The sequence below is a fragment of the Achromobacter sp. ACM01 genome, from assembly GCF_014851745.1.
Classification (GTDB): domain Bacteria; phylum Pseudomonadota; class Gammaproteobacteria; order Burkholderiales; family Burkholderiaceae_B; genus Achromobacter; species Achromobacter aegrifaciens.
Window position 1 is genome coordinate 754,289 of the sequence record NZ_JACVAF010000001.1, and the last position, 21,406, is coordinate 775,694.

The window sequence follows — 21,406 nt, forward strand, 5'->3', positions numbered from 1 at the left end:
GCGGGCCAGATGTCCCGGCAGCCAATAACCGTCCCTAATTTTTACCTAGCCACGTAGAACTATGAGCCAAACCGCCACGCCTTCCACGTCCGAAACCCTGGGGTTCCAGGCAGAGGTGAAGCAGCTGCTGCACCTGATGATCCATTCGCTGTACAGCAACAAGGAAATCTTCCTGCGCGAGCTGGTGTCGAACGCATCGGATGCCTGCGACAAGCTGCGCTTCGAGGCCATCGACCAGCCCGAACTGCTGGAAGGCAATGGCGAACTGGCCATCACGGTCAGCTACGACAAGGCCGCCCACACCATCACGATTTCCGACAACGGCATTGGCCTGTCGCGTGAAGAAGCCGTGGCCAACCTGGGCACGATCGCGCGCTCCGGCACGCGGGAATTCTTCTCGCAGCTGACCGGCGACAAGCAGAAGGATGCGCAGCTGATCGGCCAGTTCGGCGTGGGCTTCTATTCGTCGTTCATCGTGGCCGACAAGGTCACGGTGGTCAGCCGCCGCGCCGGCGCCACGGACGCGATCCAGTGGGAATCCGACGGCCAGGGCGAATTCACCATCGCCGCTGCCGAGAAGGCCACGCGCGGCACGGACGTGACGCTGCACCTGCGCGCCGACGAAGACGAATTGCTCAACGGCTGGAAGCTGCGCGAGATCCTGCGCCGCTACTCGGACCACATCTCCCTGCCCATCCGCATGGCCAAGGAAGAGTGGGACGAGGAAAAGGGCGAGCAGGTCAAGACCGAAGAACTGGAAACGGTGAACCAGGCCAATGCGCTGTGGGCCCGCAGCAAGTCGGACGTCACGGAAGAGCAGTATCGCGAGTTCTACAAGACGGTGTCGCACGACTACGACGACCCGCTGGCCTGGACCCACAACCGCGTCGAAGGCCGCAGCGAATACACGCAGCTGCTGTACGTGCCCAAGCATGCGCCCATGGACATGTGGGACCGCGACGGCCGCCACGGCGTGAAGCTGTACGTCAAGCGCGTCTTCATCATGGACGACGCCGACCAGCTGCTGCCGTCGTACCTGCGCTTCGTGCGCGGCGTGATCGACTCGGCCGACCTGCCGCTGAACGTGTCGCGTGAAATCCTGCAGGAAAGCCGCGACGTGCGCGCCATCCGCGAAGGTTCGGCCAAGCGCATCCTGTCGCTGCTGGAAGACATGGCGGAGAACAAGCCGGAAGACTACGCCACGTTCTGGTCGGAGTTCGGCCAGGTGCTGAAGGAAGGCGCGGGCGAGGACTCGGCCAACCTGGAACGCATCGCCAAGCTCATGCGTTTCGCCTCGACCCACACGGGCGAACAGGCCCAGACCGTGTCGTTCGCCGACTACGTGTCGCGCATGAAGGAAGGCCAGGACAAGATCTACTACGTCACGGCGGATACCTTCGCCGCGGCCAGCAACAGCCCGCATCTGGAAATCTTCCGCAAGAAGGGCATCGAAGTCCTGCTGTTGTCGGACCGCGTGGACGAATGGATGCTGTCCTATCTGCGTGAATTCGACGGCAAGTCGCTGGTGTCGGTGGCCAAGGGCGGCCTGGACCTGGCCGAGCTGGCCGACGAGGAAGAAAAGAAGCACCAGGCCGAAGTGGCCGAGGACTTCAAGCCGCTGGTCGAGCGCCTGCAGAAGACGTTGGAAGACCAGGTCAAGGAAGTGCGCGTGACGCTGCGCCTGGTGGACTCGCCGGCGTGCGTGGTGGTGGGCCAGAACGAACTCAGCCCGCACCTGCTGCGCATGCTCAAGGCCGCCGGCCAGGAAGCGCCCAACGTCAAGCCGGTGCTGGAAATCAACCCGGAGCACCCGCTGCTGGCCCGCATCCGCGCTGCCGAAGACGGCGAATTCGACCAGTGGGCGCGCCTGCTGCTGGATCAGGCGCTGCTGGCCGAAGGCGCGCAGATCGCCGACCCGGCCGCGTTCGTGAAGCGCTTGAATGCGTTGCTGCTGAAGTAAGCGGCGCATCCGCTTGAAGAAAGAAAGGCGCCCCTTGGCGCCTTTTTTCTTTTGGGAGACGTTTCACAAGCAGTGATTAAAAAATTACCGATCGGTAATTTTGTACAAAAAATCCGCTTGGATAGAAAAAAATATTCCCGTTCGGTAATTTTTTCGCCGTAGAAAAATGTGCTGCGGCAAATTTTTCCCGCTCGGTAATTTTTTTCCTGCGCCAATCAAATTTTTATCCTAAAATTACCGATCGGTAATTTTGGAGGCGGCCATGCCCTCGCAAGATATTCCTGCCGAGCTCGCAGGCGGGGCCGGCGTAACGATCCGCACATCGACCGAACTGGGCGAATTGGTGAAGGCCGTGCGGCGCTCGCAGGGCTTGCTGCAAGCGGACTTGGCTGGCCTGTCTGGCACCGGCAACCGCTATGTGGTGGATCTGGAGCGCGGCAAGCCCACGCTGCAATTGCAGAAGGTGCTGGACATGCTGGATCTGCTGGGCCTGGAAGTGCAGGTAGCGCCCAAGCGCCCGAGGCTGCCATGACCGTCGCTGACGCGCTGGACCTCTATCACGCTGACCGCAAGGTCGGCCGCTTGTTCGACGAGAGGCCGTTGCGCTTCGTGTACGAAGATGCCTGGCTGAATTGGTCTGGCGCGCATGCCATTTCGCCGTCGGTGCCTCTGCGCAGCGGCGATCATGCGGGCGATGCCGTGCATGCTTTTTTTGAAAACCTGTTGCCCGAAGGGCATGTACGCAAGTTTCTGCAGGTCAGCCGCCATGCCACCACGGTCTTCGGTCTGCTGCGCAGCGTGGGCGGGGATACCGCCAGCGGGTTGACGATACTGCCGCAAGGGGAGCGGCCCGCGCCGGCGCGCCACCGGGTTGCTACATGGCAGGACGTGACAAAGCGCCTGCAAAACGTGGCCGTGCCCGCGCTGGCGGCGGAGAACGCCGAGGGCGCCCGCATTTCTCTGGCCGGGGCGCAGGACAAGCTTCTATTGACGGTCATGCCCGATGGTTCGCCAGCGATACCCGAGGGGGCTGCACCGTCCACGCATATTCTGAAGCCGGATATTCGCGGCCTCGATGGCGTATGGTCATCGGCCCTGAACGAAACGCTGGTCATGCAGTTGGCCGCCAGAATGGGCCTGGGCGTGGCGGAAGTCCGCTATCAGCCCGATACGCGCGCATGCCTGATTACCCGGTATGACCGCAAGCCTGACGGCAAGGGTGGTTTGCTGCGGCTGCATCAGTTGGATCTCTGCCAGCTGGCTGGCAAACCGTCCGACGTGAAGTATGAGTCCGATGGCGGTCCGTCGCTGCAGCAATGTCGGGAGCTGTTGGGAAGCATGGGCATCGGCGCGGCGGATTTGAAGCGATTCCTGCAATGGATATTCTTCAACTTGTGCGTCGGCAACAACGATAGCCATGCCAAGAACCTGTCCGTGCTGCAGACGCAAGATGGCCGATACCGGCTGGCGCCCTTTTATGACCTGATGTGCACGGGCATGTACTCCGGGCTTGCTCGCAATTTCGCGTTTGCGATCGGCGGTGAAGTGAAGCCGGGCAGCATCGGCGCGGAACATATCGCGACCATGGCTAGGGAGTTGGGTTTTGCCCTGCGCTACGTCAGGGCAGCAGGGGAGTCGCTGGTGGATGCGCTTCCCGTCGCCTTGGATGAGGTGCAGGCAGGACTGCTGGCGCAGGCGCCGGGGGGCGCGGAGCGCACGTTGATCGAGCGCTTGGGGCGTTGGATCAAGACCAACACCCGCAAGCATGCCAGGCGGTGGGGGATGGACGCGTAGCAGCCCGCGGCCGCATCGGCGCCACCGTCCGGGTGGCACCTAGCCCCGCATCACCACCGCATCCAGTGCCACCACCCCTTGTCCCTCGGGCAGCGCCAGCAAGGGATTGATCTCCATTGAACTGAAGTCCTCCCGCCGCGCGTGGGCGTAGCGGGATAGCGCCGCCAGCGCGTCAGCCAGCGCATCGACGTCGCAAGGAGGCGCGCCGCGCGCGCCTTGCAGCAGCGCGTAGCCCTTGATCTCGCGGATCATCGCCAGGGCTTCCTCGCGACCGAAGGGGGCCAGGCGGAAGCTCACATCCTTGAGCACTTCGACGAAGACGCCGCCCAACCCGAACATGACGACCGGCCCGAACACCGGGTCGCAATGCACGCCGGCGATGCATTCCACGCCCTTGGTTGCCATGGGCGCGACGAGCACGCCGTCGATGCGGGCGTCGGGCCGGTGCTGGCGCACGGCGCCCATGATGTCGGCATAGGCCTGCCGCACGGCGGCTTCGCCGCGGATGTTGAGCTTCACGCCGCCTACGTCGCTCTTGTGCGTGATGTCGGGCGATACCACCTTGAGCACGACGGGAGCGGCGTCGCCGTCCGTAGCAGCCAGCTCGGCGACGGCGCGCACCGCCGCGTCCACGTCGGCGGCCAGCGTGCAGGGCGAGGCCGGCAAGCCGGCCTGGCGCAGCAGCGCCATGGCCTGGACTTCGTTGTAGGCGTCCAGCAATGGCGGTGTGTGCGCCGCGGGCATCGTGGGAGCATCGTCAACCACGTCGCTACCCGTATGAGCAGCCAGCCCGGCCACCGCGCCTATCGTGCGGATGGCGGCGCTGGGATCAGTGAACACCAGGCAGCCCAGTTGCTCCAGTTCCCGGCGGCGCGCGGGCGGGAACAGCGCGCTGATGGCCAACGGCACGTCTGGATGGCGGGCCTGCATCTGCCTTGCGAAAGCCTCGAAGGTAGGCCACAAGGCTTCGGAGGATCCTGCGGCGGCCAGGAAGACGGCCAGCGCGTCGTAGCGTCCATCGGCCAGCATGTCGTCGGCGGTGGCCAGCAGCAGCCCGGGTTCGGACACGGCCTGGCCGGTGACGTCGACGGGATTGCGGCCGCTGGCGAAGGGCACGCGCTCCAGCAGGCGGGCTTGCGCTTCGGCGGCGGGCTCGGGCAGCGCCAGGCCAGTGTCGTCGGCCTCGTCGGCCATCAAGGCGCCCACGCCGCCAGAGATGGTGAAGATCCCCAGCCGGCGGCCCTGCGGCGGCTGTTTCCAGGTGTCCAGCGCATAGCCCAGGTTGAAGAATTCCTCGATGGTGCGCGCGCGCAGGGCGCCGTATTGGCGGAACAGCGCGTCGTAGACGGCATCATCGCCGGCCAGCGCAGCGGTATGCGAAGCCGCGGCTTGCGCGCCGGCCTGGGTACGGCCGATCTTGGTGACGACGACGGGTTTGCCGGCCGCGCGCGCCGCGGCCAGGGCGAGGCGCAGCTTGGCGCCGTCGCGGCAGCCTTCCATGTAGGCCATGATGACGCGCGTATCGGTGTCGCGAGCCAGCCATTCGATGCAGTCGGCCACGTCGATGTCGGCCTCGTTGCCGGTGCTGATCCAGTGCGACAGGCCCAGGGCGCGCTCGCGCGCCATGCTGTAGGCGTAGGCGCCGAATGCGCCGCTCTGCGACACCATGCCAATGCCGCCGGCGGCGACGATGCCGTTGGCGGGGGCGGGCGAGAACGTTGCGTAGACATTGCGCCGCACGTTCATGAAGCCCAGGCAATTCGGCCCCAGCAGGCGGATGCCGCGCTCGCGCGCGATGGCGCAGAGCCGTTCCTGTTGCGCGGCCCCTTGCGCGCCGGTCTCGGAAAAACCCGAGGTGAACACCACGGCGGCGCCTACCTGCCCGGGCCGGGCGCGTTCCAGCGCCTGCGCGGCATGAGCGGCCGGCACGGCCAGAATGGCCAGGTCCACCTCCGCGTCCAGCGCGTCCAGGCCGGGTACGGCCGGCAGGCCGGCGATTGCGTCTGCGCGCGGGTTGACGGGGATGATGCGGCCGCCGTAGCCGTGCTGGAGCAGCAGCTTCACCGGCATCGCGCCGATCTTGCCGGGCGTGGCCGAGGCGCCGACGATGGCGATGCCTTGCGGATTGAAGAGGCGGGACAGGGAAGAGTCAGTCATGATGTGGCGATGAAAAATCAGGAGTAGCGCACGACGCTGCGGCCCGTGCTGCCGCGTTCGAGCATGGCGGCCAGCGCTTGCGGCAGCTGGCGGGGTTCGATGACGCGCGCGATCAGGTCCAGGTGCGCGGGGCGGTATTCGGCGGCGAGCTTGTTCCATACCTGGCGCCGCAGCGGCATGGGGCTGTTGGCGTTGATGCCCAGCAGCTTGACGCCGCGCAAGATGAAAGGGATGACGGTGGTGGGCAGTTCCGCGCCGCCGGCGTTGCCGAAGGCGGCGGCCACGCCGTCCGGCTTCAGGCTGGCCAACGCGTGGGCCAGCAGCGGCCCGCCCACGGAGTCGACCACGCCGGCCCAGCGCGCGCTCATGAGCGGCTTGATGCCGGCCGACAGGTCGGGCGGGGCAATCACCTCTTGCGCGCCCAACGAGCGCAGATAGTCCGCCGCATCCGGCTTGCCGGACATGGCGCAGACGCGATAGCCGCGCTGGCTCAGGATGTCGATGGCGACGCCGGCAACGCCGCCGGTTGCGCCGGTGACCAGGACCTCGCCTTGTTCCGGCGTCAGTCCGCAATGCTCCATCCAGTGCAGCGAGAGCGCCGCGGTGTAGCCCGCAGCGCCCAGCACGGCCGCATCGCGCAGTCCAATGCCGGCGGGCAGCGGCAGCACCCAGTCGTGGCGCACCCGCGCATACTCGGCATAGCCGCCGTCGCAATCCACACCGATGCCGAAGCCATGCACCACGACCTCCTGGCCGGGCGCGAGCGCAGGGTCGGCGGAATGCACAACGGTGCCAGAAAGATCAATGCCGCCGATGCGCGGATACTCGCGGATGATGCCACCGCGCCCGGCCTGGGCCAGCGCGTCCTTGTAGTTCAGGCCGGCATAGGCCACCTTGATGAGCGTGTCGCCCGCGGACAATTGGTCCGCGGTCAGCGTGTCGAAACGGCCCTGCGGCGGTTCGCCCGCCGCGCCTGCGTGCAGGCGGTAGGCCTGGAATTCGGGATTTTCCATGTTCGTCTCCTTAAGGGCTCAGGCCAGCAGCCGGCGCGCCAGCGTGGCGCGGTGCAATTCGTTGGCGCCGTCATAAATGCGGAAGGGGCGCATCTCCTGCCAGACCATGGATACGGGCGTGTCGTCCGACAGGCCCGATGCGCCCATCATCTGTACGGCGCGGTCGGCCACGCGGTTCACGGCCTCGGACACAAAGACCTTGGCCATGGCGCTGTGCTGTTTCACCGACAGGCCTTCGTCCATGCGGGCTGCGCAGTCCAGCGTCATGAGGCGGCTGGCATGCAGGTCGATGTGGGAGTCCGCGACCATGGCCTGGATCTGTTGCAGGTCAGCCAGGCGCGCGCCGAAGGATTCGCGCCGCACCACATAGGCCTGCGCCGTCTCCAGCGCGCGCCGGGCGCGGCCGATGTAGCGCATGCAATGGGACAGCCGGGCAGGTTCCAGCCGCAGCTGCGCATATTCCAGGCCGCGGCCGGGCTCGCCCAGCACGGCCTCGTCACCGACCTCGCAGTCTTGCAGCAGGATTTCGGCGTGGCCGCCGATCTGGTAGCCCGTCACCATGCCGATGTCGCGCACCACCTGGTAGCCCGGCGTGTCCGCCGGCACCAGGAACAGCGTGGCGCCGGTATCGGTGCGCGCCAGCACCAGCGCGAAATCCGCACCCACGCCGCCGCTGATGAATTGCTTGTGGCCGTTGAGCACCCAGCGTCCGTTGCGCCTTTCGGCGCGCGTGCGCAGCATGGACGGATCGGAGCCGGCGCCGGGGGCGGGCTCGGTCATGGCGAAGCAGGCGCGCTGTTCGCCGCGCACCAGCGGCGCGAGGAAGCGCTCCTGCTGGGCGGTGTCGCCCAGGCGCAGCAACGTCAACATGTTGGGCTGGTCGGGCGCGGCGCAGTTCAGCGCGGCGGGGCCCAGGAAGCCGCGCCCCGCTTCTTCCAGCACCTGTGCCAGGGCGCGCCAGCCCAAGCCCAGTCCGCCCCATTCCTGCGGCAACTGGGGCGCATACAGGCCGGCCTCGCGGGCCTGTACGCGCAATTGGGCGACGCAGCGATCCAGCGCGGCCACGTCGCGGGCAATGGCGGGGGACTCGGCCGGTATCGCCACCTCGTCGACGAAGCGGCGCACGCGCGCGCACAGGTCTTGCAGGGCGTCGCCGCCGTTGCGTTCTGGCTTGGACTGCATGGTTTATTCCTCGATCTTGACGCCGGCCTGCTTGACCACGGCGCGCCATCTGTCGGTTTCGTCGGCGATGTGCCGGCCGAACGCTTCGGCCGTGCCCCCCGTGGCTTGCATGCCCAGCCCGCTGAAGTAGCTGCGCACTTCCGGATCGGCCAGCACGGCGTTGATCTGCCGGTTCAGCAGGGCTATCACCTCCTTGGGCGTACCGGCGGGCGCCATCACGCCCCACCAGGACGAGGCCGACATCGGCACGCCCAGTTCAGCCAGCGTGGGCACGTCGGGCAGCTCGGGATTGCGTGTTTGCGAGGCGATGGCGACGGCGCGCAGACGTCCCGCCTTGACCTGCGCATACACCGGCGGCAGGTTGTCGAAGCTCATCTGGACCTGGCCGCCGACCAGTGCGGTGGCGGCTTCGCTGCTGCCCTTGTACGGGATGTGCCGCAGCGCGATGCCGGTCTGGTGCGCGAACTGTTCGCCTGCCAGATGGGGGATGCTGCCCGTTCCCGCAGTGGCGAAAGTCAGCCCCTGCTGCTGCGCGGCAGCGCGCTTCAAGCCTTCCAGGCTGCGTATCGGGCTGGCTGCGGGCAGCAGCAGGTAGACCGGCACATCCGTGGCCCAGACCACGGGCGTCAGGTTCTTCTTCACGTCATAGGGCAGCTTGGCGTACAGCACGCTGTTGGTCGCCAGGTTGGCGGTGCCCATCAGCAAGGTGTAGCCGTCGGGCGCGGCGCTGGCGACAAAAGCGGTGCCGATCTGCGTGGCGCCGCCGGGCTTGTTTTCGACCACCACGGGCTGGCCCAGCAAGGGCGCCAGCTTGCGGGCGATCATGCGCGCCGCGGTGTCGGTGCCGCCGCCGGCCGCGTAGGGCACGATCAGGCGTACCGGCTTGTCGGGATAGGCAGCCTGCGCCGCCCCGGCCGCGCCCAGCAGGGCGACGGCGCACAGCGCGCGCAACGTTCGGGTCAAGGCTTGCATGGCGGTCTCCCGGCGGGCTTACTGGATGCGGGTGCCGGTGGACTGCACCAGCTTGCCCCACCAGGCGGTTTCGTCCGCGATCTGCTTGGCGAACTCGGCGGGCGTGCTGGCCAGCGGTTCCGCGCCCAGCTCCTGGAAGCGGGTGCGCAGCTGCGGGTCTTGCAGCGCCTTGACCACCGCCGCGTGCAGCCGTTCGATCACCGCCGGATCGGTGCCGGCGGGCGCCATCAAACCCTTCCAGGCCATCACCACAAAGCCCTTCTGGCCCGCTTCATCGAAGGTGGGAATGTCAGGGGCGGCGGTGGCGCGCTGGTCGCTGGGGACCGCCAGCGCGCGCAGGCCACCCGCCTTGACCTGCGGCAGCAGCGCAGGCATGTTGTCGATCATGAAATCGATGTGGCCGGCCACCAGGTCGGTGATGGCGGGGCCGGTGCCTTTGTAGGGCACGTGCTCGGCCTGGATGCCGGTCTGCTGCTTGAGCAGTTCGCCAGCCAGTTGCGCGGGCGAACCGTTGCCGGGAGAGCCGAACGACAGTTTGCCGGGGTTGTTGCGCGCGTACTGCAGGAACTCCTCTAGCGTCTTCACCGGCATGGACTTCGTCACCACCATCAGGTTGTGTTCGCGTTCCAGGCAGGTGATGGGCGCCAGGTCCTTGGCCGGGTTGAACGGCATGTTGGCGTACAGGCTGGGATTGATGACGGTGGGACCGGCAGCGGCCAGCAGCAGCGTGTAGCCGTCGGGCGCGGCGCGGGCCACGAAGTCGCCGCCGATGTTGCCGCCAGCGCCGGGCTTGTTCTCCACAATGACCGGCTGGCCCAGGATGGGATGCAGCGCCTCGGCCAGCAGGCGGCCCAGGATGTCGGTCGAGCCGCCCGGGGCGAAGGGCACGATCAGCCTCACGGGCTTGTCGGGATAGGCGGCCGCGGCTTGCGGCGGCAGCGCCGCGCAGGCGAAGGCGGCGGCCATGGCGCCGATCCACTTCGGCAGGTGCTTGTGCAGCATGATGGAAGTCTCCTTTGGTTTGGCGGGCCGCCGGCTTCTTGCGGCTGCGGTCCCTGTATTGCCCTAGCGGCCGGGCGTGTAGCCCGCCTGGCTCAGCGTATGGCGGGCGATGTTCAATTGATGGATCTGGCTGGTGCCCTCGTACAGGCGGAACAGGCGCACGTCGCGGTAGAAGCGTTCGATGCCGTGATCGGCGATGTAGCCATACCCGCCATGCATCTGCACACATCGGTCCGCCACGCGGCCACACATCTCGGACGCGAAGTACTTGCAGATCGAGGCGTTCAGCGTCACGTCCTCGCCCGCATCGCGCTCTCGGGCGGTTTGCAGAACCAGCGCGCGGGCGGCCTGGATCTCGGTCTGGCAGTCGGCCAGCATGGCCTGGATCAACTGGAAGTCCATCAGCGGCTTGCCGAACTGCTGGCGCTCGGCCACGAAGCGCAGCGTGTCGTCCAGCATGCGGATCGCCGGGCCGATGCACAGCGCGGCCAGATGGATGCGCTGCTTGTTCAGCACCTTCATGGCCGTCTTGAAGCCCACGCCTTCCTGGCCGCCGATGATGCAGTCTGCCGGCACGCGGCAGTCCTCGAAATGCACGGCGGAAACCGGCGATCCGGCCTGGCCCATCTTGTCGTAGGGCTGGCCGGTGGACAGGCCCGGCGTGCCGCGCTCCACGATGAATGCGGTGATGCCCTTGGCGCCAGGCGCATCGGGATCGGTGCGCGCCATGACGGTGAACAGGCCCGCCAGCGGGGCATTGGTGATGAAGCACTTCTCGCCGTTCAGCACATAGTGGTCGCCGTCGCGCACGGCGGTGGTGCGCAGCGCAGTGGCGTCGGAACCCGCCTGCGGCTCGGTCAGGGCGAAGCAGCCGGTCAGTTCCCCGGAGGCCAGCCGCGGCAGGTAGCGGGCCTTCTGCGCGTCGGTGCCGTCCGCCACCAGCGCCTCGGAGCCGATGCCCGTGTTGGTGCCGACCCGGGCGCGAAACGCCACCGAGCATTGCGACAGTTCCATGGCCGCCAGGATCAGCTCCTCGGTCGTCATGCCGTCGCCGCCGTATTGCTCCGGGATGGAATAGCCGAACAGTCCCTGCGCGGCCATGCTGGCGACCAGGTCCTGCGGCACCTCGTCCAGGCGGGCGACCTCGGCTTCGCGCGGCGCCAGTTGCTCTCGCACGTAGCGGCGCAGCGATTCGAGGAATTGCGGGAATCCGTCAGGGTCCCTGATCATGGCTAGTCTCCGTTTCATCATGGGCGCTGATGCGTGCCGCGCCGTGTTGAATCCAGGCTAGCAAAAGGCCGCGGGATTTGAGACAAGTGTTTTGATATCTTGAACGCATGGCGGGCCGTCGCTGCTCTATGATCGGCAGGGACAGACCGCGCATTCCGCGCGCGCCGCGCCCAGGACCTCCACCATGACCACCCGCCCCGGCGAGCGCCATGCCGACCCCGCCTTCGCCACCACGCTGGCGCACGGCTTGTCAGTGCTGCAGGCGTTCCGGCATGGCGAACCCGCGCTCAGCAACCGCGAACTGGCGGACCGCACCGGCCTGTCCAAGGCCACGATTTCACGCTTGACCACCACGCTGATGCAGCGCGGCTTGCTGCGCTACGACGGGGGCTTGCGGCGGTACCGGCTTGGTACGGCGGTGTTGTCGCTGAGCTATCCGCTTCTGGCCAGCATCAAGGTTCGCCAATTGGCGCGCCCGCTGATGAAGCGCCTGGCCGATGCGGCGGGCGGCTCGGCCTCGCTGGGCATGCATCACGGCCTGAACATGGTGTACGTGGAAACCTGTCGCGGCCATGACGCCGTGTCGTTCCGGCCGGACATCGGCGCCTTGCTGCCGCTGCTGCCTTCGGCCATGGGGCGCGCCTGGCTCGCGCAGGCGCCGGCGGACGAGGCTGAGCCCTTGCTGGCGGCGCTGCGGCGCCAGGATCCCGCCGTCTGGCGGCGTCACGCGCCGGACTGGGAGCAGGCTCAGCGCGACTACGCCGAGCATGGCTATTGCGTGGGCCAGGGCGACTGGCACTCGGACGTGCACGCGGTGGCGGTGCCCATGCGCACGCGGGTCGACGGCCAGGCGCTGGTGTTCAACTGCGGCGTGCCCGTGACGCGGCTGCGGCCGGGCGACCTGCGCGGCCGCATCGCGCCGCGTCTGCTGACGCTGGTGGCGCGCGTGGAAAAAATGCTGGAGCGCCAGAATGACGCATGACCAGGACCGGGAATTCACCACCACGCTGGCGCGTGGTATCGACATCCTGGCGTGCTTTCGCGCCGACCGCCCGGTGCTGGCCAACAAGGACTTCGCGCAGCAGACCGGCCTGTCGCGCAGCGCTGTGGCGCGCTTGACGCATACGCTGGTTGAATTGGGTTTTCTGCAACGCGAGGGCGAGCCGGCGCGCTACCGGCTGGGCGCCTCGGTGCTGGCGCTGAGCTATCCCTTGCTCGCCAGCATGCAGATCCGGCAATTGGCGCGGCCGCTGATGAAGCAGCTGGCCGACCACGCGCGCGGCGCCGTGTCGCTGGTGGTACGTGACCGCCTCCAGATGGTGTACGTGGAGACGGCCCGCTCCAACGAAGCCTTGCAGACGCGGCCCGACATAGGCGCGGCGCTGCCGCTGTTGTCCAGCGCCGCCGGCAAGGCTTGGCTGGCGCGGGTTTCGGATGAGGAGCGGGCGGTCGTCCTGAACCAGCTGCGCGTGGCGGATCCCCGGCACTACGAGGCCCACTTCCCCAGCCTGGCGGCCGCGCGCCGCGATCTGGAGCGCAAGGGATATTGCGGCAATAACCTGGAGTGGCGGCCGGACGCCTATGGCTTTGCCGCGCCGCTGGGCAGGCCCTATCAGTCGTTGCTGTACGTCTTCAATTGCGGCGTGCCGGCGCAGGACGGGCCTTACCGCGAGCGCGCGGCCGACATCGGCCCGCGCCTGGTCGCCCTGGCGCGAGAGACGGAAAGGTTGCTGGGACTGGCCTGAGACGAATCGGCCCCTTTTCCGGATTCATGACTCCAGATCAAAAGTGTTTCGCTGTTTCCTGCCTTTTTTCGCAAGGATGACGGCGGCATACTGGACGCCTGTCTTCCGATCCGGGTTTTCCCGCGTTCCGGCCCCTTTGCGCCGGCCCGCTCTCCCGGTCGGCGCAATCGAACCCAAGGAAACCAGATGAATCCCCAGGACTCCCAGCCGGTGAAGGCCGGCCTGCCATTGCTGGCGCTCGCCGTCGGTGCCTTCGGCATCGGCGTGACCGAGTTTTCTCCCATGGGCCTGTTGCCCGTCATCGCCGAAGGGGTGGACGTGTCCATACCCAGCGCCGGCATGCTGATCAGCGCCTACGCCATCGGCGTGATGGTGGGCGCGCCGCTGATGACGCTGGCGCTGTCGCGCTGGTCGCGCCGCAACGCCTTGCTGGTGCTGATGGCGATCTTCACGGTGGGCAACGTGCTGTCCGCGCTGTCGCCCAACTACACGACGCTGCTGTTGGCGCGCCTGGTCACCAGCCTGAACCACGGCGCCTTCTTCGGCCTGGGTTCGCTGGTGGCGGCCAGCGTGGTGCCGCGCCACAAGCAGGCCAGCGCCGTGGCCACCATGTTCCTGGGGCTGACCATCGCCAACGTCGGCGGGGTGCCCGCAGCCACGTGGCTGGGTCAGGTCATAGGCTGGCGCATGTCATTCGCCGCGACCTCGGTGCTGGGCCTGATCGCGATGCTGTCGCTGTGGTTCGCGCTGCCGGCCGGCGAGGCCGGACGCCGTCCCGACATCCGCCGCGAGCTGGCCGTGTTGAAGAGTCCGGTGGTGCTGGTGGCCCTGCTCACCACGGTGCTGGGCGCGGGCGCGATGTTCACGCTTTACACCTACGTGGCGCCGACCCTGGCCGAACTGACGGGCGCATCGCCCAACTTCGTCACGGCGATGCTGGTGCTGATCGGTATCGGCTTCACTATCGGCAATACGATGGGCGGGCGTTTTGCCGACCGTTCGCTGGATGGCAGCCTGATCGCCTTCCTGGTGCTGATCATCGCCGACTTGCTGGCATTCCCGTGGCTCGCTACGACGCAGACCGGCGCCGCGATTGCGCTGCTGATCTTCGGTTTCGGCACGTTTGCGGTGGTGCCGCCGCTGCAGATGCGCGTCATGCGCGCCGCCACCGATGCGCCGGGGCTGGCGTCGTCAGTGAACGTGGGCGCCTTCAACCTGGGTAACGCGGTAGGCGCCGCAGCGGGCGGGGGCGTGATCTCGGCGGGCATGGGCTATGCCGCGGTGCCGGTCGCCGGCGCGATCATCGCCGCAGCGGGTCTGGGCCTGGTGCTGTGGCAGCGCGCCAGCAACCAGCGCCAACGCAAGCTGGCGATGCAGGGCTGCTGAGGCCGCGACGCGCAGCAAGTAAATAGGGCGCCTGTGCATGCAGGCGCCCTTTCTTCATGCAGGGAAATCGCGGCGTCGCTCAGGCCTCGATCCGTTCCACCTTCCCCACCAGCAGGATGTACGACAGCGCACCCAGCAGGGCCAGCGACGACACGTACACGATGGCGGGCGCGAAGCTGTCCTTCGTCACCAGGAAGCCGATCACGATGGGCGTGCAGATCGACGACAGGTTGCCGACGAAATTGAACACCCCGCCCGTCAGGCCCAGGAGGCGTACCGGCGCCAGCGTGGACACCAACGACCAGGTGATCGACGCCAGGCCGTTGCCGAAGAAGGCTACGGCCAGGAAGAAGATCACCCAAGGCGTGGAGTCGGTGAAGTTGGCGCCGATCATGGACGTGGATATCAGCAGGCCCAGGATGATGGGCAGCTTGCGCGCCAGGCCGACGGTGGCGCCGCGGCGGATCAGGAAGTCGGACAGCACGCCTGAGCACAGCACGCCGATGAAGGCCGCCAGGAAGGGCACCGACGCCAGGAAGCCGGACTTGATGAAGTCCATGCCGCGGTACTTGACCAGGTAAGTGGGGAACCAGGTCAGGAAGAACCACAGCGTGGACGTCAGGCAGAACTGGCCCAGGTACACGCCCCACAGCTTGCGCTTGCTCATGACCAGGCCCAGGTCGTTCCAGTTGAACGGGGCCTTCTTTTCCTTGACGCTGCGGTCCAGGTCGACCACGCCGCCGCCTTGCTGGATCAGCTCGATTTCCGCCGCGTTCGCGCCCTTGAACTGCCGCGGCTCGCGGTAGATCATGAACCACAGCACGCCCCACACGATGCCCAGCAGGCCGGTGCTGACGAACACCATATGCCAACCGTAGTGGTGCTGCAGCCAGGCCAGCACCGGCGTCAGGAACGCCAGGCCGACGAACTGGCCCGAGGTATAGAAGCCGATGGCGGTGGCGCGTTCGCGTTCCGGGAACCAGGTGGTGACGACGCGGTTGTTGATCGGATAGGCCGGGGCTTCCAGCGCGCCCACGGCCAGGCGCAGCACGAACAGGATGACGAAGCTGCCGGCAAAGCCCATGAAGAACGTGGCTGCCGACCACAGGATCAGCGCGGCCGCGTACAGCACGCGCGGCGACACGCGGTCCACCAGCCAGCCGCCGGGGATCTGCATGGCGGCGTAAGTCCAGCCGAAGGCCGACAGGATCAGGCCTTCATGCACGGTGTCCAGGCCGAACTCGTCCTTGAGCGCGGGTGCTGCGATCGACAGGTTGCTGCGGTCCAGGTAGTTGATGACGACGGTGATGAACAGCATCACCATGATGAGGTACCGGCTGCGCGTGGGGCGCTGGGCGCCCTGCAGGCCGGCGTGGGTGGCTGTGGACAAGGGATGTCTCCTCTTTCTCTCTATCGGCTGATTTTTATCGGCTTACCATTCGGCGAAGCTGCCGTCGGCGTGGCGCCAGATCGGGTTGCGCCAGCGGTGGCCCACGGCGGCGCGTTCCTTCACGTATTCCTCGTTGACCTCGATGCCCAGGCCCGGGCCTTGCGGAATCGCGACCATGCCGTCTTCGTACGCGAAGACTTCGCGGTTGCTGACGTAGTCCAGCAGGTCATTGGCGGCGTTGTAGTGGATGCCCAGGCTTTGTTCCTGGATGAAGGCGTTGTAGCAACCGGCGTCGATCTGCAGGCAGGTGGCCAGCGCGATCGGGCCCAGCGGGCAGTGCAGCGCCAGCGCCACGTCATAGGCTTCGGCCATGGCCGCGATCTTGCGGGTCTCGGTGATGCCGCCGGCGTGCGACGGGTCAGGCTGGATAATGTCCACATAGCCTTCGGACAGCACGCGCTTGAAGTCCCAGCGCGAGAACAGGCGTTCGCCCAGCGCGATCGGGGTGGAGGTCAGCGGGGCCAGTTCCTTCAATGCTTCGTAGTGTTCGCTCAGCACGGGTTCTTCGATGAACATGAGCTTGAACGGATCCAGCTCCTTCATCAGCACCTTGGCCATGGGCTTGTGCACGCGGCCATGGAAGTCCACGCCTATGCCCACGTTGGGGCCGACCGCGTCGCGCACGGCGGCCACGTTCTCCAGGCACTTCTCGACCTTGTCGAAGGAATCGATGTACTGCAGTTCCTCGGTGCCGTTCATCTTCACGGCTGTGAAGCCACGCTCCACGGCGCTCTTGGCGGCCGCGGCGGTGTCGGCCGGGCGGTCGCCGCCGATCCACGAGTACACGCGGATGCGGTCGCGCACGTTGCCGCCCAGCAGCTGCGACACGGGTACGCCCAGGTCCTTGCCCTTGATGTCCCACAGGGCCTGGTCGATGCCGGCCAGCGCGCTCATGTGGATGGCGCCGCCGCGGTAGAAGCCGCCGCGGTACAGCACGGTCCAGTGGTCTTCGATGTTGCGGGGGTCTTTGCCGATCAGGTAGTCGGACAGTTCCTCGACGGCGGCGGCGACCGAATGGGCGCGGCCTTCGACGACCGGTTCGCCCCAGCCTACGATGCCGGCGTCCGTTTCAATCTTCAGGAAGCACCACCGCGGCGGCACGATGTAGGTGGTGAGCTTGGTGATCTTCATGCTTGGGTCTCCTGGGCGGGATAGGCGCGTTGCCAGGCCGCGATGAATGCGCGCGCGTTCTGGCCGACTTGGGCGGCCGACAGGCCGGGTTTGTACAAGGCGGAGCCCAGGCCGAAGCCGCTGGCGCCCGCCTGGGCGTAAATCGCGATGTTGTCGGGCGTGATGCCGCCCACGGGCGCCAGCGCGATCGGCGGGCGCAGCACGGCGCGCCAGGCCTTCAGCACGACGGGGCCGAGTTGTTCGGCCGGAAACATCTTCAGCACGTCGGCGCCGGCCGCCAGTGCGGCGTAGGCTTCGGTGGGCGTGGCCACGCCGGGGCAGGAGGCCATGCCTAGCGCCTTGGCCGCGCGGATCACTGCGGCGTCGCTGTGCGGCATGACGATCAGTTCGCCGCCGGCCTGCTGCACGCGGGCGCAGTCCTCGGGATCCAGCACGGTGCCCGCGCCGATCAGGCAGTCGGTGGGCAGCGCCGCGCGCATGGCGCGGATGCTGTCCAGCGGATCGGGCGAATTCAGCGGCACTTCGATCAGGCGAAAGCCCGCGGCATAGAGTTCCTGCCCTATGGCTTCGGCCTCGGCGGGCTTGATGCCGCGCAGGATGGCGATCAGGCCGCAGTGGGCCATGGCGGTTTGCAGACCGGGATGGTTCATGTTTGGTTCCTATTCCGTGGGGGGCGAGGCGATCAGCCCGGCGCAGATGGCCAGGTGCCACAGGCCGCGCTCGGTGGCGTTCTGCGCCTGTTCGGGCGTGCCCAGGCCGTAGTGCTGCATGGCCTGGATGTAGCGCCGGCACAGCGCGGGGTCGCCGCAAAGCACGATGCGGGGCAGTTCGCCCTGCTGCTGCAGCATGTCGGCAAGCGCCGCGATTTCATGGCCGATGAGCAGGCCCGACAGATAGTCAGCCTGCGATTCGGGCGCCAGTTCGCCGGTCAGGCCGAGCGCGCGCGTGCTGAAGATGGTGGACAGCACGCCCGCGCGGCCGGCGGGCGCTCCGGCAACCTTCAGGCCGCGCTCGAAGGCGGCCATGTCGGCGCTGGCGGCGTCGGCCATGGTCCGGCCCAGGATGGTGTGGCCGCGCAGCGCCGCGTAGACCTCGCCGGTCATGAAGGTGTCGAAGTGGGTGACGCGGCCGCGGCGGGCGCTGACCCACTTCGAATGCGTGCCGGGCAGGCCTATCAGGACGCTGTCGGCGCTGCGGGTCGCCTGGTCCGCCATCACGCCGACGACCTGGGTTTCTTCGCCGCGTATGACGTTGGGCAGGCCATGGCGCTGGATCAGGCCGGGCACGATGTGCAGGGCAGGGCCGTCCTCGCGTTCGACCTTGGTCAGCAGCGTGCCGATGCGCTGCAGGTCGACCGGCACGTCCAGGTAGGCGGCTTCCTTCCAGCCCTGGGCGCTGCCGACCATGCCGCAGGCGATCACAGGCAGGGCCGGTTCGGCGCGCAGCCAATCGCCGCAAGCCTGTTCGAAGGCCAGCTCGAAGCCCGACAGGGCGGTGGTGGCGGCGCCGTCCTGCAGCGGCTGCGGCAGGCGCATGATGCCCCAGGGCAGATGGCGCGTGTCCAGCGTGCGGCCGGCGGCATCCAGACGGTAGGCGCGCAGCGAGGAGGTGCCCCAATCCAGCGCGATAAGCGCCGCGCGGGCGGGAGATCCGGTAGTCATCAGAAGCTGTCTCGTTTCCGGCCGCAAACCGGGCTGCGGACGCGCGGTGAGGCTGGCGCGGGGGCAGGGCTCTGCGGACCTTGTTGTCTCAGGCCCGCCGGATGTTCGTGAGCACGCGGCGGGCGATGGGAAAAATTCTAGATCAGCGCTTGAAAAATCTCAAAATATAGAATTAAATCCCACATACAGGGAACGAACGGTGATGAGGCGCGCTCCCTGCGCCTGGAGCATCCTCCGGGCATATCGCCCGGAAAGCGCGCCTTTTCCCCGCATCTCGCTGCGATGGTGGCGGTTATGCTTGCAATCGTTCTCTTTGTCGCCTGGCCCCGCTTTCATGACCTCTACGCAGACTCCCGACCGTACGCCCACCCTGGACCCCGATGGCGCCGCGCCCGCCGGCACGCAGACGCTGATGCGCGGCCTGGCGGTGGTGCAGGCCGTGTCCGGCGGCGCGCGCGACCTGAAGGAAATCTGCGCCCGCATCGGCGTGGCGCGCAGCACCACGCACCGGCTGGCCAGCTGCCTGGTGCAGGAACGCTATCTGCGGTCCCTGCCCGGCGTGGGCTATGTGCTGGGGCCGAAGCTGATCGAACTGGGTTTCCAGGCGCGCGAAGCCTTTCCGATGGCGACGCTGGCGCGTCCTTATCTGGACAGCCTGGCGGAACAGACGGGCGACACCATCCACCTGGCCGTGCGCGACAACGACGAAGTCCTGTACCTGGAAAAGATCCCCGGCAAGAAGGGGCTGGAGATGCGCTCGCGCGTGGGGCACCGCATGCCGCTGGCCGCCACGGGCGTGGGCAAGGCCTTGCTGCTGGATACCGAAGAACCGCAGTGGAAAGCGCTATACCGTGTCGGCGCGCCGGTGTCGTCGCGCGCGGGAGGCGGCAGCCAGACCTGGGAGGCCTTCCGCGACCGTATGCGCGACTATGCCGCCCACGGCTACGCGTTCGACCTGGAAGACAACGAACCGTCGATCCGCTGCGTGGCGGCGCCCGTGCGCGACGCGTCCAGCGGCATCGTCGCCGCCATCAGTGTGTCCAGCACGGTGCCCTATATGTCGCTGGATCGCATGCGCGACATGGTCGCCGTGGTGCAGGGCGCCGCAGCGGGGATTTCAGCGGAACTGGGATGGAAGGTGGATCGCGGCTGAGGCCGCGGCCCTGTGTCTTATTCCAGCGGCAGCGTCAGCACGCCCTGCGGGGCCGGACGCATCATGACGCGGCGGTACCAGGCCGACAGCGCTGGCGTGTCCGGTCGTTCGATCGGCAGGGCCAGCCAGCGGTGGGCGGAGCAGACCAGGGCGATATCACCCATGGTCAGTTGGCGGCCGGCGATGAACTCGCGGCCCTGCAGGGCCTGGTCCAGGATCAGGGCACGGGCATTCGAACGCTTGACCGAGTTTTCGATGGCGGCGCGGTCGCGCTTTTCCTCGGGTGTGCGGATCAGGCCCAGGAACGCCGGCCCCATGACGCCCTGCCATTCGGTGGCCTGCCAGTCCATCCAGCGGTCGGCGTCGGCGCGCAGGCACACGTCTTCCGGCCACAGGCTGCCCACGCCGTAGCGCGCGGACAGATAGCGCACGATGGCGTTCGATTCCCACAGCACGAAGCCGCCGTCGTCGATGACGGGGACCGTACGGTTGGGATTCAGCTTGGCGAATTCGGGCGTATCGACCACGCCGAACGGACCGCCAGCCTGTGTGAAGGAGTGCGGCAGGGCCAGTTCGCGCACCGCCAGCATGACTTTCTGAACGTTGACGGAAGTCAGGCGTCCCCAGATCTTCAACATAACCATTCCTTTAGTGTCAGACGGGCGGCAGTTGCCGCCGTGCAAAGCCGCTGTCGCGCGAGAAGCGCGTCCAGTTGAAAGCGGGTCCGGGATCGGTCTTGCGGCCCGGGGCGATGTGTTCATGGCCCCAGGCGGCGGCCAGCGGATGGCGCGCGCGCAGAGCCGGCGTCAGCTTGCGCAGCGCCAGGTATTGCTCTTCGGCATAGGGCAGGGTATCCGTGCCCTCGAGCTCGATGCCGATGGAAAAGTCATTGCAGCGTTCGCGGCCGGCAAAACGCGACACGCCCGCATGCCAGGCGCGTTCGTCGGTGGACACGAACTGGATGATGCTGCCGTCGCGGCGGATGAAGAAATGCGCCGACACGCGCAGGCCGCGCAGCCGTTCCAGCCAGGGATGCGAACCGTAGTCCAGCGTATTCAGGAACAGCCCCGCGACTTCAGGGCCGCCGAATCGCCCCGGCGGCAGGCTGATGTTGTGCAGCACCAGCAGCGACGCCTGCGCGCCGGCAGGGCGCGCGTCGCAGTTGGGGGAGGGCATGAGCGAAACACCCGGGGCTGGCGCCAGCCAGCCATGACGATCCAGAAGCAAGGCCATGGGAAGAGAGCATGCGTGTGGTTTCCAACACGCATTATGCCGTGCAGGGCGGCAAGCCTCTAATCAGGCGGATCAGTGCCGGGCCGGGCCCAGGCGCGCGTGTTCCGAGCTGCACCAGGTCTGGCCGTTCTGCTGCAAGGCTTCGGACCGAGGCAGATGGATGCCACAGTGGGCGCAGCGCACCATGGACTCCAGCGGCTTGGGGCCGCGCGCATCGGCCTTGGGCTTTTTCGCGTCCTGCTGGCCGGCTTGCCGCGCCGCGGCCATGCGGCCCGCCAGACGGGCCACGAACAGCACCAGGATGATCAGAACAATCCAGAACAGCAACTTGCCCACT

At 67.3% G+C, this 21,406-nt stretch carries 20 protein-coding genes; 7 read left to right on the forward strand and 13 right to left on the reverse strand.

What is annotated here, in order from left to right:
* Positions 1-61 precede the first annotated feature (61 nt).
* The 3 genes from htpG (at position 62) to IB268_RS03545 (ending at position 3,754) form a co-directional block, all read left to right on the forward strand.
* A complete protein-coding gene (htpG, locus tag IB268_RS03535) occupies positions 62-1,960 on the forward strand; it encodes a molecular chaperone HtpG (protein ID WP_192353815.1) in 1,899 nt (632 codons plus the stop codon).
* 262 nt (positions 1,961-2,222) lie between these two features.
* A complete protein-coding gene (locus IB268_RS03540; protein ID WP_119450477.1) occupies positions 2,223-2,492 on the forward strand; it encodes a helix-turn-helix domain-containing protein in 270 nt (89 codons plus the stop codon).
* The gene (locus IB268_RS03545; RefSeq protein WP_119450476.1) at positions 2,489-3,754 is read left to right on the forward strand and encodes a type II toxin-antitoxin system HipA family toxin; all 1,266 of its coding nucleotides are present in this window, start codon (positions 2,489-2,491) and stop codon (positions 3,752-3,754) included. The genes IB268_RS03540 and IB268_RS03545 overlap by 4 nt, the downstream gene beginning before the upstream one ends.
* 39 nt (positions 3,755-3,793) lie before the next feature.
* On the opposite strand, the gene IB268_RS03550 is transcribed toward IB268_RS03545, so the two are convergent.
* From IB268_RS03550 to IB268_RS03575, 6 genes are all read right to left on the reverse strand, one after another.
* On the reverse strand, positions 3,794-5,911 hold the full coding sequence (locus tag IB268_RS03550; protein WP_192353816.1) for an acetate--CoA ligase family protein: 2,118 nt from the start codon (positions 5,909-5,911) through the stop codon (positions 3,794-3,796).
* Positions 5,912-5,928: 17 nt separating this feature from the next.
* Positions 5,929-6,924, reverse strand: a complete 996-nt coding sequence (locus IB268_RS03555; protein WP_054459308.1) for an acryloyl-CoA reductase — start codon at positions 6,922-6,924, stop codon at positions 5,929-5,931.
* Positions 6,925-6,942: 18 nt separating this feature from the next.
* Positions 6,943-8,106: an acyl-CoA dehydrogenase family protein gene (locus IB268_RS03560; protein ID WP_192352851.1), complete on the reverse strand. Its 1,164-nt coding sequence runs from the start codon at positions 8,104-8,106 to the stop codon at positions 6,943-6,945.
* Between the two features lie 3 nt (positions 8,107-8,109).
* Complete coding sequence (locus IB268_RS03565; RefSeq protein WP_192353817.1) at positions 8,110-9,078, reverse strand: tripartite tricarboxylate transporter substrate binding protein; 969 nt, start codon at positions 9,076-9,078, stop codon at positions 8,110-8,112.
* Positions 9,079-9,096: 18 nt separating this feature from the next.
* Positions 9,097-10,080: a tripartite tricarboxylate transporter substrate binding protein gene (locus IB268_RS03570; protein WP_119450472.1), complete on the reverse strand. Its 984-nt coding sequence runs from the start codon at positions 10,078-10,080 to the stop codon at positions 9,097-9,099.
* 63 nt (positions 10,081-10,143) lie between these two features.
* Positions 10,144-11,310, reverse strand: a complete 1,167-nt coding sequence (locus IB268_RS03575) for an acyl-CoA dehydrogenase family protein (protein WP_175180502.1) — start codon at positions 11,308-11,310, stop codon at positions 10,144-10,146.
* A gap of 184 nt (positions 11,311-11,494) precedes the next feature.
* On the opposite strand from IB268_RS03575, the gene IB268_RS03580 reads away from it, so the two are divergent.
* The 3 genes from IB268_RS03580 to IB268_RS03590 all read left to right on the forward strand — a co-directional run bounded on the left by IB268_RS03580 (position 11,495) and on the right by IB268_RS03590 (position 14,441).
* The gene (locus IB268_RS03580) at positions 11,495-12,292 is read left to right on the forward strand and encodes an IclR family transcriptional regulator (RefSeq protein WP_119450470.1); all 798 of its coding nucleotides are present in this window, start codon (positions 11,495-11,497) and stop codon (positions 12,290-12,292) included.
* Positions 12,282-13,055 (forward strand): IclR family transcriptional regulator, encoded by a 774-nt coding sequence (locus tag IB268_RS03585; protein ID WP_175180503.1) that lies wholly within the window; start codon positions 12,282-12,284, stop codon positions 13,053-13,055. The genes IB268_RS03580 and IB268_RS03585 overlap by 11 nt, the downstream gene beginning before the upstream one ends.
* Positions 13,056-13,241: 186 nt before the next feature.
* Positions 13,242-14,441 (forward strand): MFS transporter, encoded by a 1,200-nt coding sequence (locus IB268_RS03590; protein WP_192353818.1) that lies wholly within the window; start codon positions 13,242-13,244, stop codon positions 14,439-14,441.
* A gap of 79 nt (positions 14,442-14,520) precedes the next feature.
* Here the strand turns inward: IB268_RS03590 and IB268_RS03595 are convergent, their stop codons facing one another.
* From IB268_RS03595 to IB268_RS03610, 4 genes are read right to left on the reverse strand one after another with little or no spacing between them, the layout of a single operon-like run.
* Positions 14,521-15,831, reverse strand: a complete 1,311-nt coding sequence (locus IB268_RS03595) for an MFS transporter (protein WP_119450466.1) — start codon at positions 15,829-15,831, stop codon at positions 14,521-14,523.
* A gap of 42 nt (positions 15,832-15,873) precedes the next feature.
* Positions 15,874-17,022 carry a galactonate dehydratase gene (gene dgoD / locus IB268_RS03600; protein ID WP_054459324.1) on the reverse strand — a complete coding sequence of 383 codons (1,149 nt, stop codon included), beginning with the start codon at positions 17,020-17,022 and terminating at the stop codon, positions 15,874-15,876.
* Positions 17,019-17,672: a 2-dehydro-3-deoxy-6-phosphogalactonate aldolase gene (locus IB268_RS03605; protein ID WP_054459326.1), complete on the reverse strand. Its 654-nt coding sequence runs from the start codon at positions 17,670-17,672 to the stop codon at positions 17,019-17,021. Before IB268_RS03605 ends, dgoD begins: the two co-directional genes overlap by 4 nt.
* 9 nt (positions 17,673-17,681) lie before the next feature.
* On the reverse strand, positions 17,682-18,683 hold the full coding sequence (locus IB268_RS03610; protein WP_054459328.1) for a 2-dehydro-3-deoxygalactonokinase: 1,002 nt from the start codon (positions 18,681-18,683) through the stop codon (positions 17,682-17,684).
* Between the two features lie 334 nt (positions 18,684-19,017).
* Between IB268_RS03610 and IB268_RS03615 the strand changes: the two genes are divergently transcribed.
* Positions 19,018-19,836: an IclR family transcriptional regulator gene (locus tag IB268_RS03615; RefSeq protein WP_054459330.1), complete on the forward strand. Its 819-nt coding sequence runs from the start codon at positions 19,018-19,020 to the stop codon at positions 19,834-19,836.
* Between the two features lie 17 nt (positions 19,837-19,853).
* On the opposite strand, the gene IB268_RS03620 is transcribed toward IB268_RS03615, so the two are convergent.
* From IB268_RS03620 to IB268_RS03630, 3 genes are all read right to left on the reverse strand, one after another.
* On the reverse strand, positions 19,854-20,474 hold the full coding sequence (locus tag IB268_RS03620; protein WP_054459332.1) for a glutathione S-transferase family protein: 621 nt from the start codon (positions 20,472-20,474) through the stop codon (positions 19,854-19,856).
* 16 nt (positions 20,475-20,490) lie between these two features.
* Positions 20,491-21,069 (reverse strand): 1,6-anhydro-N-acetylmuramyl-L-alanine amidase AmpD, encoded by a 579-nt coding sequence (ampD, locus tag IB268_RS03625; protein ID WP_119450465.1) that lies wholly within the window; start codon positions 21,067-21,069, stop codon positions 20,491-20,493.
* Between the two features lie 72 nt (positions 21,070-21,141).
* The gene (locus IB268_RS03630; RefSeq protein WP_054459336.1) at positions 21,142-21,405 is read right to left on the reverse strand and encodes a PP0621 family protein; all 264 of its coding nucleotides are present in this window, start codon (positions 21,403-21,405) and stop codon (positions 21,142-21,144) included.
* Position 21,406: the final 1 nt, after the last annotated feature.

What these genes read in the sequence shown, in the direction of transcription:
- htpG (WP_192353815.1), top strand. Translation starts at nt 62, where the DNA reads ATGAGCCAAACCGCCACGCCTTCCACGTCCGAAACCCTGGGGTTCCAG.
- IB268_RS03540 (WP_119450477.1), top strand. Translation starts at nt 2,223, where the DNA reads ATGCCCTCGCAAGATATTCCTGCCGAGCTCGCAGGCGGGGCCGGCGTA.
- IB268_RS03545 (WP_119450476.1), top strand. Translation starts at nt 2,489, where the DNA reads ATGACCGTCGCTGACGCGCTGGACCTCTATCACGCTGACCGCAAGGTC.
- IB268_RS03550 (WP_192353816.1), bottom strand. Translation starts at nt 5,911, where the DNA reads ATGACTGACTCTTCCCTGTCCCGCCTCTTCAATCCGCAAGGCATCGCC.
- IB268_RS03555 (WP_054459308.1), bottom strand. Translation starts at nt 6,924, where the DNA reads ATGGAAAATCCCGAATTCCAGGCCTACCGCCTGCACGCAGGCGCGGCG.
- IB268_RS03560 (WP_192352851.1), bottom strand. Translation starts at nt 8,106, where the DNA reads ATGCAGTCCAAGCCAGAACGCAACGGCGGCGACGCCCTGCAAGACCTG.
- IB268_RS03565 (WP_192353817.1), bottom strand. Translation starts at nt 9,078, where the DNA reads ATGCAAGCCTTGACCCGAACGTTGCGCGCGCTGTGCGCCGTCGCCCTG.
- IB268_RS03570 (WP_119450472.1), bottom strand. Translation starts at nt 10,080, where the DNA reads ATGCTGCACAAGCACCTGCCGAAGTGGATCGGCGCCATGGCCGCCGCC.
- IB268_RS03575 (WP_175180502.1), bottom strand. Translation starts at nt 11,310, where the DNA reads ATGATCAGGGACCCTGACGGATTCCCGCAATTCCTCGAATCGCTGCGC.
- IB268_RS03580 (WP_119450470.1), top strand. Translation starts at nt 11,495, where the DNA reads ATGACCACCCGCCCCGGCGAGCGCCATGCCGACCCCGCCTTCGCCACC.
- IB268_RS03585 (WP_175180503.1), top strand. Translation starts at nt 12,282, where the DNA reads ATGACGCATGACCAGGACCGGGAATTCACCACCACGCTGGCGCGTGGT.
- IB268_RS03590 (WP_192353818.1), top strand. Translation starts at nt 13,242, where the DNA reads ATGAATCCCCAGGACTCCCAGCCGGTGAAGGCCGGCCTGCCATTGCTG.
- dgoD (WP_054459324.1), bottom strand. Translation starts at nt 17,022, where the DNA reads ATGAAGATCACCAAGCTCACCACCTACATCGTGCCGCCGCGGTGGTGC.
- IB268_RS03605 (WP_054459326.1), bottom strand. Translation starts at nt 17,672, where the DNA reads ATGAACCATCCCGGTCTGCAAACCGCCATGGCCCACTGCGGCCTGATC.
- IB268_RS03610 (WP_054459328.1), bottom strand. Translation starts at nt 18,683, where the DNA reads ATGACTACCGGATCTCCCGCCCGCGCGGCGCTTATCGCGCTGGATTGG.
- IB268_RS03615 (WP_054459330.1), top strand. Translation starts at nt 19,018, where the DNA reads ATGACCTCTACGCAGACTCCCGACCGTACGCCCACCCTGGACCCCGAT.
- IB268_RS03620 (WP_054459332.1), bottom strand. Translation starts at nt 20,474, where the DNA reads ATGTTGAAGATCTGGGGACGCCTGACTTCCGTCAACGTTCAGAAAGTC.
- ampD (WP_119450465.1), bottom strand. Translation starts at nt 21,069, where the DNA reads ATGGCCTTGCTTCTGGATCGTCATGGCTGGCTGGCGCCAGCCCCGGGT.